This window comes from Streptomyces sp. JNUCC 64 (genome assembly GCF_054484115.1).
Window position 1 is genome coordinate 1,398,112 of sequence record NZ_CM137015.1, and the last position, 12,640, is coordinate 1,410,751.

Consider the following 12,640-nt stretch of genomic DNA (forward strand, 5'->3'; position numbering starts at 1 on the left):
GGGGGGGTTGGGCCGGACGGGTGCGGTGCGCGTCGGGCGCGGTGCCCGGTGTCCGCCGGGGGGTGCGCGACCCCGGTGGGGGCCGGTCCGGGACAGCGGCTCCGGCCCGGGGATCCGGCCGGGGCGGACCGCTCCGATCAGGTCCGAGCAGCCAGCCCAGGCGGATCGGGCGGACCAGGCGGATCAGGGGCGGACGAGCAGTTGGAACTCGAAGGAGTAGCGGGACGCGCGGTAGCTGTGCGACCCGTGTTCCACCGGGCGGCCGGTGTCGTCGAAGGTGACGCGGCCCATGGTGAGCAGGGGCGCCCCCTCCGGCTCGGCGAGGAACCCCGCCTCCTCCGGGGTGGCGGCCCGGGCGCCCACCGACTGCCGGGCGCTGTGCAGGGTGATCCCGGCCGCGCGCAGCATCCGGTAGAGCCCGGTGCCCTCCAGCCGCCCGGTCTCCAGGGCGAGCAGCCCGGCCGGGAGGTGGTTGCGCAGGTAGGCCATGGGTTCGCCGTGGGCGAGCCGCAGCCGTTCCACCCGGTGCACCTCGGTGCCCTCGGCCACCCCGAGCGCCGCGGCGACCTCGGCGGTGGCGGGCACCAGTCCGTTGAGGGTCACCCGGGTGGTGGGACGCTGACCGGCGGTCTCCAGGTCGTCGTAGAGGCTGCTCAGCTCCATCGGCCGTTTGACCTGGCTGTGCACCACCTGGGTGCCGACGCCCCGGCGGCGCACCAGCAGCCCCTTGTCCACCAGGGACTGGATGGCCTGGCGGACGGTGGGGCGGGACAGTCCGAGGCGGGCCGCGAGGTCGATCTCGTTGCCCAGCAGGCTGCCCGGGGTGAGCGTGCCGCGCTCGATCGCCGCCTCCAGCTGCTGGGACAGCTGGAAGTACAGCGGGACCGGGCTGTTCCGGTCGACACCGAGGTGGAGCGCCACGGACGGGTCGGCTTCTGCTCTGGACACGGTTGGGGAGCGTAGCCGTCCGGCAGGGGGACGGGAAGACGCCCGGATCGGTTGTCCGGACATACGGTGGACACATTGACAGGAGTTACCGGCGGCTCCACCGTGGTCCCATGCGCATCGGGCTCATCGGGACGGGCCGCATCGGCACGTTCCACGCGGCGTCCCTCAGCCGCAACCGCGAGGTGGGGGCCCTCGTCGTGACGGACGCCGACAGGGTCCGGGCCCAGACGCTCGCCGACCGGCTCGGGGCGACCGCCGCTCCCGGGGTGGACGAGATCTTCACCTGGGGCGTCGACGCGGTCGTGATCACCGCCGCGACCTCCGCGCACTCCGAGCTGATCTCCCGCGCGGCGCGGGCGGGGCTGCCGGTCTTCTGCGAGAAGCCCATCGCCCTGGACCTGGCGGGCACCCGGGCCGCGCTGCGGGACGTGGCGACGGCGGGCACCGTCCTCCAGATGGGGTTCCAGCGCCGTTTCGACGCCGGGTACGCCAAGGCCCGCGCGGTGGTGCGCGAGGGCGCGCTGGGGCGGCTGCACACGGTCCGGGCGATGACCTCCGACCCGGCTCCGCCGCCCGCCGCGTATCTGCCGCTGTCCGGCGGGCTCTTCCGGGACTGTCTGGTCCACGACTTCGACGCGCTGCGCTGGGTGACCGGCCGGGAGGTGCTGGACGTCTACGCCACCGGCTCCGACGCGGGGCCCGCGATGTTCCGGGAGGCCGGGGACGTGGACACGGCGGCGGCGGTGCTGACCCTGGAGGACGGGGTCCTCGCCACCGCGACGGCCACCCGGCTCAACGGCGCCGGGTACGACGTCCGCATGGAACTGGCCGGGGAGAAGGACCAGGTGGCGGTCGGTCTGGACGACCGGACCCCCATCGCCTCCACCGAACCGAAGGGTCCGGGCGCCGCCGACAAGCCGTGGACCGGCTTCCTGGAGCGCTTCGCCCCCGCCTACGAGGCCGAACTGGCCGCCTTCGTCGACGTGGTGCGCGGCGAGCGCGACAACCCCTGCGACGGGGAGGAGGCGTTGACCGCGCTGCGGATCGCCGAGGCGTGCGAGCTGTCCCGGCGGGAGCGGCGGGCGGTGCCGGTGGCCGAGGTCCCCGGACTCTGAACCGGGCCCACCGCACCGGACCCACCGCACCGGGCTCACCACCCGCCTCGCCGCGCCCCTCGCACGGCCCGGAGCCCCCGTCCCCGCTCCCTCCAGGCGCCGTGAAGGGGGCGGCCCCACCAGCTCCCCTCTGGCCGGGGGATCAGTCCTCGGTCCCCTCGACCCATCCGGCGTCATGGGTCAACAGGGCGATCTGCACGCGGTTGTTGAGGCCGAGCTTGGCGAGCACCCGGGACACATGGGTCTTGACGGTGGCGACGCTCATGTACAGCTCGGCCGCGATGTCGGCGTTCGACCTCCCCCGGCCGACCGCGACGGCCACCTCCCGCTCGCGCTCCCCGAGCACCTCCAGCCGTTCCCGGGCGCGGCGGCCCCGGTCCTCGCGGAAGTCCTCGCCCGCCACCCGGGTGATCAGCTGACGGGTCACCCTCGGCGACAGCACCGGCGTCCCGGCGGCGACCTTGCGCACCGCCTCCACGATCTCCCCGGGCTGGGTGTCCTTGAGCACGAACCCGGCCGCACCGGCCCGCAGCGCCCGCAGGACCTGCTCGTCGGCGTGGAAGGTGGTCAACACGATGACCTCGGGGGCGGGTTCGCGGGCCCGCAGCAGTTCGGTGGCGGTGAGACCGTCCATGACGGGCATCCTGATGTCCATGAGGACGACGTCCGGAGCGAGCCGGTCCACCAGGGCTCCCGCCTGGCTGCCGTCGCCCGCCTCCCCGACGATCTCGATGTCACCGGCCCCGCCGAGCATCAGCGACAACCCCGCGCGCACCAGAGGGTCGTCGTCCACCAGCAGCACCTTGATCGCAGTCATGAGGGCCACGGTAGCCAGGCGCTGACCCGGAAGCCGCCACCGCCTTCCGGTCCGTGCTCGATCCGGCCACCGGCGAGGGTGGCCCGTTCGGTGAGGCCGATGAGTCCCTGACCGGAACCGGGCACGTCGGGGACGTCACCGACGGGTGCCGGGTTGCGGACCGTGACCGTGAGGCCGTCGCCGGGGGCGCCCGCGACGGCCACCGACACCCGGGTGCCGGGCGCGTGCTTGCGGGCGTTGGTCAGTGCCTCCTGGGCGATGCGGTAGGCGGTCCGGCCGACGGAGGAGGGGACCGCGCGCGGATCGGCGACCCGGTTGTCGAGGTGGACGGTGGCGCCCGCCGCCCGGGACTCGTCGACCAGCGAGGACAGCGCCGCGAGCGTCGGCTGCGGGCGGCCGGACTCCTCGCCGTCCCCGGCGCGCAGCACTCCGATGATCTCGCGCAGGTCCTGGAGCGCCTCGTGGGAGCTCTCCCGGATGACCCCGGCCGCGCGGGCGATCTCCTCGCGGGGCGCGTCCGGGCGGAACTCCAGGGCGCCCGCGTGCACGCTGAGCAGGGTCAGCCGGTGGGCGAGGACGTCGTGCATCTCCCGGGCGATGGACTCCCTGGCCAGCCGCTGGGCCTGTTCCGCCCGCAGCTCCGCCTCGGTCTCGGCGCGCCGGGCCCGGTCCCGCAGGGACAGCAGCAGTTCGCGGTGCGAGCGGACGAACATCCCCCAGCCGATGACCATGGAGGTCGTCAGCAGGGCGAAGACCACCGAGACCACGTAGGACAGGTCCGGGTCGGGGCGCAGCCAGTAGAAGACCGGGGCGACGGCGAGGACCGCCCCGCCGATCCAGGCCACGTAGGCGAACCGCCGGTGCACGGCCAGCGAGAAGATGATGACCATGGTGGGGCCGGCCGCGGTGGCGGACAGCAGCCCCACCGGGACGAGGGCGACCGCGACGGCGACCGGCCAGCGGCGGCGCAGCCACACCGCGCCGCACATCAGCGCGCCCAGCACCTGGTCCAGCGCGATCACGGCCTCGGAGGTGCCCGGTTGCCTGGCCACCGCGTCACCGGTCAGCAGCCCGAGGGTCGCGGCGATCAGGAAGCACAGGAAGTCGACGACCCAGTCCCGCAGGGTGCGCCGGGGGCGTCCGCTCCGGGCCCGCTCCGGGTACAGCTCGGCGGCCACCGCCGAGGGCAGCAGCCAGCGCAGCGGGTACGGGGTGGCCGACGGCGCGGACACGGGGGGCTCGTTGCCACTCATGGCCGACAATCTACGCACGCCACGGGGCCGGTCCGGGCCGTCGGCGGGTCACGGCTACCAAAGTCCGCGCGGGCGAGACCATCGGCTGACCGGTGGACGCGGACCCGCGCCTTGTGGCCCGGCCGCGCCGCCCGGCGGCCGATACCTTCCGGCCACCGGGCGGGGCAGGGTGACGGCCATGAGGCATCTACTGGAGTTTCTCGGTGTGTTCGCCCTGTTCCAGGGCGGCATGGGGATCGCCACCGGGCTGGGCTGGCTGGACATCGGTCTGCTCAGGCGCGTGGGGTTCCTGGAGGGGTACCAACTGTTCGCGGGGATCGCCCTGTTGGTGCTCGCGATGGCGCTGTTCGGGGTGGCGGACAGCATGAAGAAGCAGGGGAGATAGCCCTCATCCCGTCGCCGCGCTGAAGCCGCCGCCGGGGTGGCGGCCCGCACGGCCTCCGGGACCGGGGCTCACGACCGGCGCGGCGAGGCCGTACCCGCCACCGGCGGTCCCTCGGCGGTCCCGTGTGAGGGTCCATGGCCTCCGCCCCGACCGCTGTCGGGCTGGAGGGAGCCGCCGACGTCGCGAGGGCCGGTGGACTCGACGATCCCGCTGAAATCGAGATCGCCCGCGTCCATAGCGTCGAAGAACTCCTGCCGCAGGCGCCGCTTGACGGCGTCCTCCATCGCGAGGCGCACGGCCTTCGCCTTCGTCTTGGCGCCGAAAAGGCGCATGGCTTCCGCGACCATGCCCTCGTCAAGGTCGATGACGATCTTCACTCCCGCGCGCCCTTCGCTTTGCCTCGTGCCCCCGTGATCAGTGGTACGCGCCGTACCCCGGTTGGTCCGGCACTGCGGTCGGCGTTCTCGCAGTTCGGGAGGTAGCGCGCGCCCCGGAGCGGGGAGAGGAGCGACCACGGGTCGGCTGCCACCGGGCGACATCCCGCTCCCCGCGCCAGCACGGCTCGACGGGGACGACGAGTGACGCGCCGGACCTGGTCGGACGGGAGAGCCGGGCCGGAGTCCGGCCGAAGGTCAGCGGGTGCCCGACGGGTTGCCGAAGAGGTCGACGGCGTTGCGCACCCGGGCGAGGCTCACGGCGAGCGCGCTCACCGAGCCAATGGAGCCCGCGATGAGCAGCAGGGAGCGGCGGAGCGGGGCGGTCTCGGGGGCGCCCGCGAGGGCCATCGCGTCGAGGGCGGCGAGTTCGTCCTCGGCGATCGTCCGGTCGGGGAACTCCGCCGGATGGACGGCGAGTTCCTTGCGGAGTCGGGACACGGCGGCACGCAGCTCCTGGACCCGGGGGTCGTCGTGGCTGCCGGTCACTGCCTTCCGCCCCGCGCTCCGCAACATCGCAGCTCCCCCCGCGCACCTCGTTGTGCGCCTTTTGCTCATGACACGCCGTCCCCCTGTGGACCGGTCGGATCCAGGGGTTGTCGGCCAGTAAACGCCACCCGACGGTGCACCCGCCACCGTCGGGACGTAATTTCCCAAGGGCTTTGCACAATGGCCCACCTGACGGTCGAATCTGACGGCGCGTCGGTGACTTAGGGGGCGTGCGCCACGGGTGTGCACTCCGGCGGAAAACGGACGCCGCGCGCCCGCCGATCGGGTCAGGGGTGGCTGGAGCGGTCCGAGTGTCCGAGGGTACGTCCGGGGGCGACCCGGTCCCGGACGAGCCGTTTGACGGCCGTCGGCTCGGGGAAGCCGTCCCGCTTGCGGTCCCAGACCACCTCGCCGTCGACCCTGACGACGAACACCCCGCCCCGGCCGGGCGCCAGGGACAGTTCGGCCAGCTCCGCCTCGAAGGTGGTGAGCAGTTCCTGGGCCAGCCAGGCGGCCCGGGGCAGCCAGCGGCACTGGACGCAGTACTCGATCTGGACGCGGTGCCCGGCGACGGGCACGGTCGCGTCACTCACGGCCGACGACGCGGCTCCGGCTCCGGACGAGGGCTCGGACGCGGCTCCGGACGAGGGCTCGGGTGCGGGCGGTGTGGTCACGGGGATCCCCCTCGGTTCGTGTGGACGCGGCTCAGGTGGGCACGGCGGTGCCGGGCGGCGGCACCAGTGGCGGGCGGGGCCGGGTCAGTCCCGGTCCAGATGGGCGGACCAGTCGCGTTCCGCCGCGGGCTTGCCGTGCAGATCGGGGACGCGTTTGAGCCAGGCCGGGCGGCCCGCCTCGGTGGCCGCCGCCCGGTGGGCGTCCTCCTCGGCGAGCCGGGCGCGGGGCGGGAAGTCGGTGGGCAGCCAGTGGGCGGAGGCCCGGGCGCGGGCCGCGAGGTGGTCCGCGTAGGCGTCGCGGACCGCGTCGGCGTCCGGGAAGCCGGGCTCGTCGGCCAGCCACTCCCCGGGGACGAGCGCGGTGATCTCCCGCAGCAGTTCCCGGGTGACGCGGGGAGCCAGCTCGGCGTCGGCGGCGACGGTGTCGGGGGCGTAACCGCCGAGGGCGTGGCGGCGGAAGTCGTACCTCTTGGTGACCGCGTCGGGGGCGCTCGCCCAGCGGTGGTGGAAGACGAGCGCGGCGCCGTGGTCGATGAGCCACAGGCGCGGCACGTTCACGGCGGGGGCGCCGAAGGCGGGCCAGACCATCAGGTTGGAGCTGTGCAGGGTGCGGTCCACGTTGGCGGTCAGCGCGTCCAGCCAGACCACCCGTCCGGCCTCCGACGGGCCGGTCAGCCGGGCGTCCGGGTCGGCGTCGGGGGTGAAGTCCACCGCGCCCGGCAGGTAGTCCATGCCGAGGTTGAGCCCCGCGCTGGCCGCCAGCAGTTCCCGGACCTCCTGGTGCGGCTCGTGCGCGGCGACGGCCGGGTCGAAGCGGACCCGCACCAGCTCCGGCACCCGCAGCCCGAGGGCGCGTGCCAGTTCCCCGACGATCACCTCCGCGACCAGCGCCCTGCGGCCCTGCGCGGCACCGGTGAACTTCACGACGTACGTACCGAGGTCGTCGGCCTCCACGACTCCGGGGACCGAGCCGCCGGACGTCAGGGGCTCGACGTAGCGGGTCGCGGTGACCTCTCGCAGCATGTCCCGCCCACCTGCCCCTTCAGCCCTGGTGTCCGCCTCGGTCCGCGGTCCCGGGGCTCCGGTTCCCGGCCGCTCCGGCACCCCGTGTGCATAGTAACCGGGGGTGACCGCACCCGGAGGCACCCTCCTGGCCGTCCGGGACGCTCCAGGCCCGTCACAGGAACAGGGCGGCGATCACCTGGTAGGGGTAGACGTAGCCGACCAGGAAGGCGGAAGGCAGGCCCACGAAGAGGATGGCGACCGCCTTGGCCAACAGCCTCCACCCGGGGAGGACGGTGGCGGCCCGGTCGGGGTGGTCGGGGTCGTAGACGACCGACATCGTCTCCGGGAACCGTTTCCCCCTTTTGTGCAGGTCGTAGCCGGGCCGGACCGTACGCCGCTCTCCCCTCAGGTCGGTGAAGGCGTAGCGAGCGGTTTCCCTGGTCCGCCCGTCCAGGCGCGCGCCCGAGATCGTGACACCCCGGTTCCACAACCGACAGCGGACCCAGAGCTGGCCGACCAGGGTGCACGACACCCATGCCAGGCTCAGCGGAACGCATCCCAGGAACCAGTACACCGCGCCGGCCTCTCCGAGAGGCCCTTCCCGATACACCAGCACCGGACCGCCCACGACGAGGAGGAGCACACCCCCCGCGATCAAGGCCATCAGCGCCCAGTCCCGGAGGTCGCCGCCCTTGACCTGGCGCACCGTCACCAGGGCGTCGCCGTCATTCCGGAGGGCGGACCGGCCCCGGGGCGGCAGGGCGTCGTTGACCGTGTCGGCGAACGCGGTCACCCCCGCCCTGTTGCGGCTCTCGCAGCGGTGGACGGTGCCGGGCCCGGGGCCCCGGGAGGTGAGCACGATCTCCAGGGTCCGGCCGTCGTCAGAGGTCCCGACCCGCTCGATCGCCTCCAGGGGGATGCGCAATCGCTGCCGCTTCCGGTCCAGGAGGAGGCCGTCACCCTGCACGCGGAGGCTTTCGGATCGGCGCAACCGAAGTACCAGGGAAGCCAGTTGAGGCACTCCAGTCTTTTCCTCGCTCATGGTCGGAGCCTATGGACCGGGGAAGGCCGGGTCGAACGTTCCTCCCCCACCGCACGGGACCCCCGGGGACCCGGCACCCGGCGTCCGGCGGGATGCCGGGGCCCGGCCGGCCGGGTCTCCCCGAGGTCTTGACCCGGCGTCCGCCGGGCGGTACTCAATGCGGGCGGCTCTGGTTCAGACCATTCGCCGAGCCGGTCCGTACGACTTCTGTCCGTCGCTGCCCGGGAGGCAGAATGCCCAGATCCAGATCCAGATCCTCGGCGTCCTTACTCGCCATCGTCCTGGGGGCGCTCGCCCTCGTGGCGGCCGTCCTCGCCCCGCCCGCCTCGGCCGCGCCGCCCTCGCTGTCGCCCGCTCATGTCACGGCCACCTTCGGACGGGTCTCGACCTGGGACAACGGGTACGAGGGCACGTACACCATCCGGAACCACGGCCGGACCGCCATCGAGGGGTGGAGCGTCGCGTTCAGCCTCCCGGCGGACACCGCCGTCGCGACCAGCTGGCACTCCCGTCTCACCCGTGAGAACGGCGGGCGCCACGTCTTCGAGGACGCGGGCTGGAACAGCACGCTGGCGCCCGGCGCCTCCGTCAGCTTCGGCTGGGTGAGCGTCGGTACCGGACGCCCCCGGGCCTGCGTCCTCAACCGGCTCGGCCCCTGCGAGTACGAGACCGACTTCACCCCGCCCACGGTCCCGACCGGGGTCACCGCCTCCTCGGTCGACGACACCTCGCTCCAGCTCGACTGGCTGCCGTCCTACGACGACCGCAGCCCGGTGGTGGCGTACCAGATCTCCGTGAACGGCGGCCCGCCCCTCGCCCCGTCCACACCACCTCCCACCGCCTCACCGGGCTGACGCCCGCCACCGACTACGTCATCCGGGTCCGCGCCAAGGACAACGCGGAGAACGCCTCCGAGTACGGCGCGCCGATCACGGTCCGGACCGCCGACCGGCCGCCGCTCCCGGGGGCCGCGCCCGACGGTCGCTGACCCGACGCTCGTTGACCGACTGGCGCCGACCCGCGGTTGCCGACCGGCGGTCGTTGACCTGCGGTTGCCGACCGGCGTCGTCCAGCGGCTTCGGATTGCGTCCCCCGCCGGTCGTCGTACCCGTCCGGTGCCCCCGTCGCCTCGTCTGGACGGGCGGGGGCACCGGACGTCAGGGTCAGCGGCGCGCCGTGACCACCACGGCCGGACCCGCCGGGTCGGCGTCCGAGCCCGGGAGTTTGCCCGCGACGTCGAGGGTCCGGCCGCGCGCGGCGACGTCGACCGCCGCGAACGCGGCGTCCCCGGCCACCCTCAGGTCCAGCGACTTCCAGGCCGTCCCGGCCCGCCGCAGCGCCACCGGGCCGGTCCGGCCGTCGCCGTCGGCCAGCACCACCGGCGCACCCTTGCTGACGGCCACCGACCGCAGCGGGGCCGTGCCGGGCGGCAGCGGCACCTCCGTCCACGCGCCGCCGCTCAGCCGCAGCACCAGGCCGCGCGCCGGGGCGCCCGGCGCCTTGGCGCGCCCGACGGCCCACACCCGGCCGTCCGGCCCGGACGCCACGCCGTTCAGCCTGACCCGCTCGGGCCCGAGGTCGGGCGCGGCGGCCTTGCGCCAGGCGGTGCCGTCGTAGTGCAGCAGGACCGGCTTCGACCACTCCTCGTTGAACGCCTCGCCCACCGCCCAGACGTCGTCCCGGGCGATCGCGGTGACGCCCGAGAGGCCCCAGTTGCCGCCGGGCCCCTCCCCCACGTCCGGGAGCAGGGCCGGGGTCCAGCGCGTCCCGTCCCAGTGCTGGAGCTCGCCCACGGCCTTGACGACGTGCTCGGGGTCGGGGACGGAGGACCAGCCCGCCGCCCAGGCGTCCCGGCGGTCGCGGGCGTCGACGGAGAGGAACCCGGCGGTCATGGTCTCCGCGGGCACCGGCGCCGTGGCGGTCCGCCAGGTCCGGCCGTCCCAGCGCTGGGTGACGATCCCGCCCGCCTCCTGTGCGTGGTCGCCGACGACCAGGGCGTCGCGGGGCGAGGAGGCGTCGACGTCGTTGAAGCGCACGTCGTACGAGGCGGGCAGCGGGGCGGTCGGCAGCGGCGTCCAGCCGTCGCCCCGGCGGTCGTCGCGCTCCCAGAGCACCGGGACGGTGCGCGGGTAGCCGTCCTCGCCCCGTTCGGCGCGGATGCCCGCCACCCAGGTGGTGTGGGGGCCGGTGCGCGTGACGGCGAAGGCGTGGGCGTCGGTCTCGGTGACCTTCGACGTGGTCCAGGTGCCGCGCGGGGCGGGGGCGGAGGGCTCCGCCCCCATGGCGAGCGCGGGGGCGGCCGGGGCGACCAGGGCGAGCGCGGCGCAGAGGGTGAGCGCGGCGCGGGAGGAGCGCGGAGAGCGGGTGGGACTGGTGGAATCGGTGGGATCGGTGGGATCGGTGGTGCGGGTCGCGTTCATCGCGGGCCTTTCACGGGGACGTCCGGTGGTACGACGTGACGCCCCCGGGAACCGCGCGGGGCGGCCCCGGACGGCACGTCGGCGCCCCTCCGGTCTTCCGGCGCGGCGTCGACACGTGTCACGTCACCCCTCCCCCTGTCCGTGGACGCTCAGGGGTTCCCGGATTCGGCGGAACGTTTTCCGGCCGTTCCTTCCGAGCCGTAGCGGGGGGGTTCCGCGCCCGCCCGGCCGCCGTGCCGAAGGGGCGGCCGGGCCCCGGCCCTTGACCCGGCCGGTCAGCCCCGGTCGGCCGGTGTCCGGCCGGTCGGTGTCCGGTCGGTCTGGCCGTCAGTCCCGGTCGAGGAAGCCCTGGATCAGGGCGACGAGTTCGGTCGGCTTCTCGACGGTCACCATGTGGCCGCAGTCCAGCTCCGCGTACTCGCTGCCCGCGACGGCCCGGTGGATCTCGCGGGAGTGTCCGACGGGGATCAGCTGGTCCTGGCGGGAGCCGATGACGAGGGTGCGGGCCCGGACGCGCGGCAGCCGGTCGGTGATGTCGACGCGTGCGTCCAGGGCGATCTGGCGCAGGGCCCCGGGCCCGGGGACGATCCCGGAGACGGCCTCCCGGACGCCGTCCTCCCCCAGCCCGGCGAGGAAGGACGGCGAGTGGATCGCCAGCGTGGTGTACGCGGCGAAGACGTCCGGCCCGGCGTCCACCAGCCGGGGCCACAGGTCGAAGAGCAGCCGCTGGCGGGGGTCGTCGCGACGGGCCCAGCCGTTGACGACGACCAGTCGGCGGACGCGCTCCGGGTGGGCGGCGGCGGCCACGACGGCGACGACCGCGCCGAGCGAGAAGCCGACGACGTCGAAGGGGGCGCCGGTCACCGCGCGGGCCGCGCCGACCACCTGTTCCGCCAGCTCGTCCACGTTCAGCCCGCCCCGGTGCGGGGGCGTCCGTCCGCTGTCCGAGTAGTCGGGGGTGATGACGGTGTGCCGCGCGGTGAAGTGCCCGCGCAGATGGGCCCAGTTGGAGTCGCCGTCGCCGCCCGTGCCGTGCACCAGCAGCAGCCCGGGGCCTTCGCCGCGCGCCGTGTAGTGGACGGGGATGCCGTGGACGTCGACCGTGGGCACGGAAGCCTCCGGGGCTGCGGGGGACCAGACGGGCCTTACCGGCCCGTCCAGCGTACAAGGCCCGCACTGGGTGGGCTCCTTCCTTTCCACTCCGCGTCAGACACCGCGCGAGGAGGACCACTCCCCGCGAGAACCCTTCCACGAGCCCCCTTCCGGACAGCGGCGGCACGGGCGGACGGGCGGACGGGCGGACGGGCGGACGGGCGGACGGGCGGACGGGCGGACGGGCGGATGTCAGGACGTGCCGAGGAGGCGGGCCAGTTCCCCGTCGCCGTCCACCCGCGCGTGACCGTCCCGCACGGCGTGTTCCAGCGCGAGGTCGCCCCGGGCGAGCGCCGCGCAGGTCCGGGTGGAGAGGGTGAGCCGGGCGTCGGCGCCGCCCGGGGCGGGACCGTCGCCGTAGGGGCCGTCCCCGGCGTCCCCGACGGCGTCGACGCCGTCGACGCCGTCGGCCCGTTCGCCGACCCGGACGTGGAACTCGCCCTCGTCCACCCGGACGTCGACCACCCCGGAGCCGCCCAGGGCGGTGAGGCGGCGGCGCAGCGGGAGGGCCAGCCAGTGGGCGCGGACGGCGTCGGTGGGGCCCGGCGCGCCGAGGGCGGGGGCGCCCCACTCCGCGAGCGCGTCGAGGACGGGGAGCAGTCGGTGGCCGCGCGGGGTCAGGGCGTAGACGGTGGCGGCGGCGGGGGCGGGGAGCCGTCGGCGTTCCGCGATGCCCTCGCGTTCCATGTCCTTGAGGCGTCCGGCCAGCATGTCGGTGCTGACGCCGGGCAGATCGGCGTGCAGATCGGTGTAGCGGCGGGGTCCGGCGAGCAGTTCCCTCGCGATCAGCAGGGTCCAGCGGTCGCCCACGGCGTCCAGGGCGCGGGCGGCGGCGCAGTACTGGTCGTAACTGCGGCGGGCGCGGCCCGGCGCGGTATGCGGCTGACGTGGCATGCGCCGCAGTCT

Annotated in this window: 13 protein-coding genes and 1 pseudogene; 3 read left to right on the forward strand and 11 right to left on the reverse strand. The window is 74.8% G+C overall.

The window, feature by feature from the left end; genetic code table 11:
• Positions 1 to 183 precede the first annotated feature (183 nt).
• Positions 184 to 948 carry a GntR family transcriptional regulator gene (locus tag ACVWNX_RS05535; protein ID WP_454412741.1) on the reverse strand — a complete coding sequence of 255 codons (765 nt, stop codon included), beginning with the start codon at positions 946 to 948 and terminating at the stop codon, positions 184 to 186.
• 110 nt (positions 949 to 1,058) lie between these two features.
• Here ACVWNX_RS05535 and ACVWNX_RS05540 point away from each other — a divergent pair, with 110 nt between their 5' ends.
• Complete coding sequence (locus ACVWNX_RS05540; protein ID WP_454412742.1) at positions 1,059 to 2,063, forward strand: Gfo/Idh/MocA family protein; 1,005 nt, start codon at positions 1,059 to 1,061, stop codon at positions 2,061 to 2,063.
• 142 nt (positions 2,064 to 2,205) lie between these two features.
• On the opposite strand, the gene ACVWNX_RS05545 is transcribed toward ACVWNX_RS05540, so the two are convergent.
• Together ACVWNX_RS05545 and ACVWNX_RS05550 are read right to left on the reverse strand one after the other, a co-directional pair.
• Positions 2,206 to 2,880, reverse strand: coding sequence for a response regulator transcription factor (locus tag ACVWNX_RS05545; RefSeq protein WP_454412743.1), 675 nt, complete (start codon positions 2,878 to 2,880; stop codon positions 2,206 to 2,208).
• A complete protein-coding gene (locus ACVWNX_RS05550) occupies positions 2,877 to 4,133 on the reverse strand; it encodes a sensor histidine kinase (protein ID WP_454412744.1) in 1,257 nt (418 codons plus the stop codon). Before ACVWNX_RS05550 ends, ACVWNX_RS05545 begins: the two co-directional genes overlap by 4 nt.
• A gap of 178 nt (positions 4,134 to 4,311) precedes the next feature.
• Between ACVWNX_RS05550 and ACVWNX_RS05555 the strand changes: the two genes are divergently transcribed.
• The gene (locus ACVWNX_RS05555; RefSeq protein WP_454412745.1) at positions 4,312 to 4,518 is read left to right on the forward strand and encodes a hypothetical protein; all 207 of its coding nucleotides are present in this window, start codon (positions 4,312 to 4,314) and stop codon (positions 4,516 to 4,518) included.
• 137 nt (positions 4,519 to 4,655) lie between these two features.
• Here ACVWNX_RS05555 and ACVWNX_RS05560 read toward each other — a convergent pair.
• The 5 genes and pseudogenes from ACVWNX_RS05560 to ACVWNX_RS05580 all read right to left on the reverse strand — a co-directional run.
• Positions 4,656 to 4,895: pseudogene (locus tag ACVWNX_RS05560) on the reverse strand (type II toxin-antitoxin system VapB family antitoxin); the annotation flags it as partial.
• 255 nt (positions 4,896 to 5,150) lie between these two features.
• The gene (locus tag ACVWNX_RS05565) at positions 5,151 to 5,468 is read right to left on the reverse strand and encodes a DUF5955 family protein (protein ID WP_454412746.1); all 318 of its coding nucleotides are present in this window, start codon (positions 5,466 to 5,468) and stop codon (positions 5,151 to 5,153) included.
• A gap of 260 nt (positions 5,469 to 5,728) precedes the next feature.
• Complete coding sequence (locus ACVWNX_RS05570) at positions 5,729 to 6,034, reverse strand: Rdx family protein (protein ID WP_454412747.1); 306 nt, start codon at positions 6,032 to 6,034, stop codon at positions 5,729 to 5,731.
• A 165-nt stretch (positions 6,035 to 6,199) separates the two neighbouring features.
• Positions 6,200 to 7,138 carry a HipA family kinase gene (locus ACVWNX_RS05575; RefSeq protein ID WP_454412748.1) on the reverse strand — a complete coding sequence of 313 codons (939 nt, stop codon included), beginning with the start codon at positions 7,136 to 7,138 and terminating at the stop codon, positions 6,200 to 6,202.
• Positions 7,139 to 7,292: 154 nt separating this feature from the next.
• Complete coding sequence (locus ACVWNX_RS05580) at positions 7,293 to 8,087, reverse strand: hypothetical protein (RefSeq protein ID WP_454412749.1); 795 nt, start codon at positions 8,085 to 8,087, stop codon at positions 7,293 to 7,295.
• Positions 8,088 to 8,395: 308 nt separating this feature from the next.
• Between ACVWNX_RS05580 and ACVWNX_RS05585 the strand changes: the two genes are divergently transcribed.
• A complete protein-coding gene (locus ACVWNX_RS05585) occupies positions 8,396 to 9,016 on the forward strand; it encodes a cellulose binding domain-containing protein (RefSeq protein ID WP_454412750.1) in 621 nt (206 codons plus the stop codon).
• Positions 9,017 to 9,325: 309 nt separating this feature from the next.
• Here ACVWNX_RS05585 and ACVWNX_RS05590 read toward each other — a convergent pair whose 3' ends face one another.
• From ACVWNX_RS05590 to ACVWNX_RS05600, 3 genes are all read right to left on the reverse strand, one after another.
• Entirely contained in the window at positions 9,326 to 10,582 is a 1,257-nt protein-coding gene (locus ACVWNX_RS05590) for a hypothetical protein (protein WP_454412751.1), read from the reverse strand.
• A 327-nt stretch (positions 10,583 to 10,909) separates the two neighbouring features.
• The gene (locus ACVWNX_RS05595) at positions 10,910 to 11,692 is read right to left on the reverse strand and encodes an alpha/beta fold hydrolase (protein WP_454412752.1); all 783 of its coding nucleotides are present in this window, start codon (positions 11,690 to 11,692) and stop codon (positions 10,910 to 10,912) included.
• Between the two features lie 234 nt (positions 11,693 to 11,926).
• Entirely contained in the window at positions 11,927 to 12,628 is a 702-nt protein-coding gene (locus ACVWNX_RS05600) for a winged helix-turn-helix transcriptional regulator (protein ID WP_454412753.1), read from the reverse strand.
• Between the last annotated feature and the right edge of the window lie 12 nt (positions 12,629 to 12,640).

What these genes read in the sequence shown, in the direction of transcription:
- ACVWNX_RS05590 (WP_454412751.1), bottom strand. Translation starts at nt 10,582, where the DNA reads ATGAACGCGACCCGCACCACCGATCCCACCGATCCCACCGATTCCACC.
- ACVWNX_RS05600 (WP_454412753.1), bottom strand. Translation starts at nt 12,628, where the DNA reads ATGCCACGTCAGCCGCATACCGCGCCGGGCCGCGCCCGCCGCAGTTAC.
- ACVWNX_RS05575 (WP_454412748.1), bottom strand. Translation starts at nt 7,138, where the DNA reads ATGCTGCGAGAGGTCACCGCGACCCGCTACGTCGAGCCCCTGACGTCC.
- ACVWNX_RS05585 (WP_454412750.1), top strand. Translation starts at nt 8,396, where the DNA reads ATGCCCAGATCCAGATCCAGATCCTCGGCGTCCTTACTCGCCATCGTC.
- ACVWNX_RS05550 (WP_454412744.1), bottom strand. Translation starts at nt 4,133, where the DNA reads ATGAGTGGCAACGAGCCCCCCGTGTCCGCGCCGTCGGCCACCCCGTAC.
- ACVWNX_RS05540 (WP_454412742.1), top strand. Translation starts at nt 1,059, where the DNA reads ATGCGCATCGGGCTCATCGGGACGGGCCGCATCGGCACGTTCCACGCG.
- ACVWNX_RS05555 (WP_454412745.1), top strand. Translation starts at nt 4,312, where the DNA reads ATGAGGCATCTACTGGAGTTTCTCGGTGTGTTCGCCCTGTTCCAGGGC.
- ACVWNX_RS05565 (WP_454412746.1), bottom strand. Translation starts at nt 5,468, where the DNA reads ATGTTGCGGAGCGCGGGGCGGAAGGCAGTGACCGGCAGCCACGACGAC.
- ACVWNX_RS05545 (WP_454412743.1), bottom strand. Translation starts at nt 2,880, where the DNA reads ATGACTGCGATCAAGGTGCTGCTGGTGGACGACGACCCTCTGGTGCGC.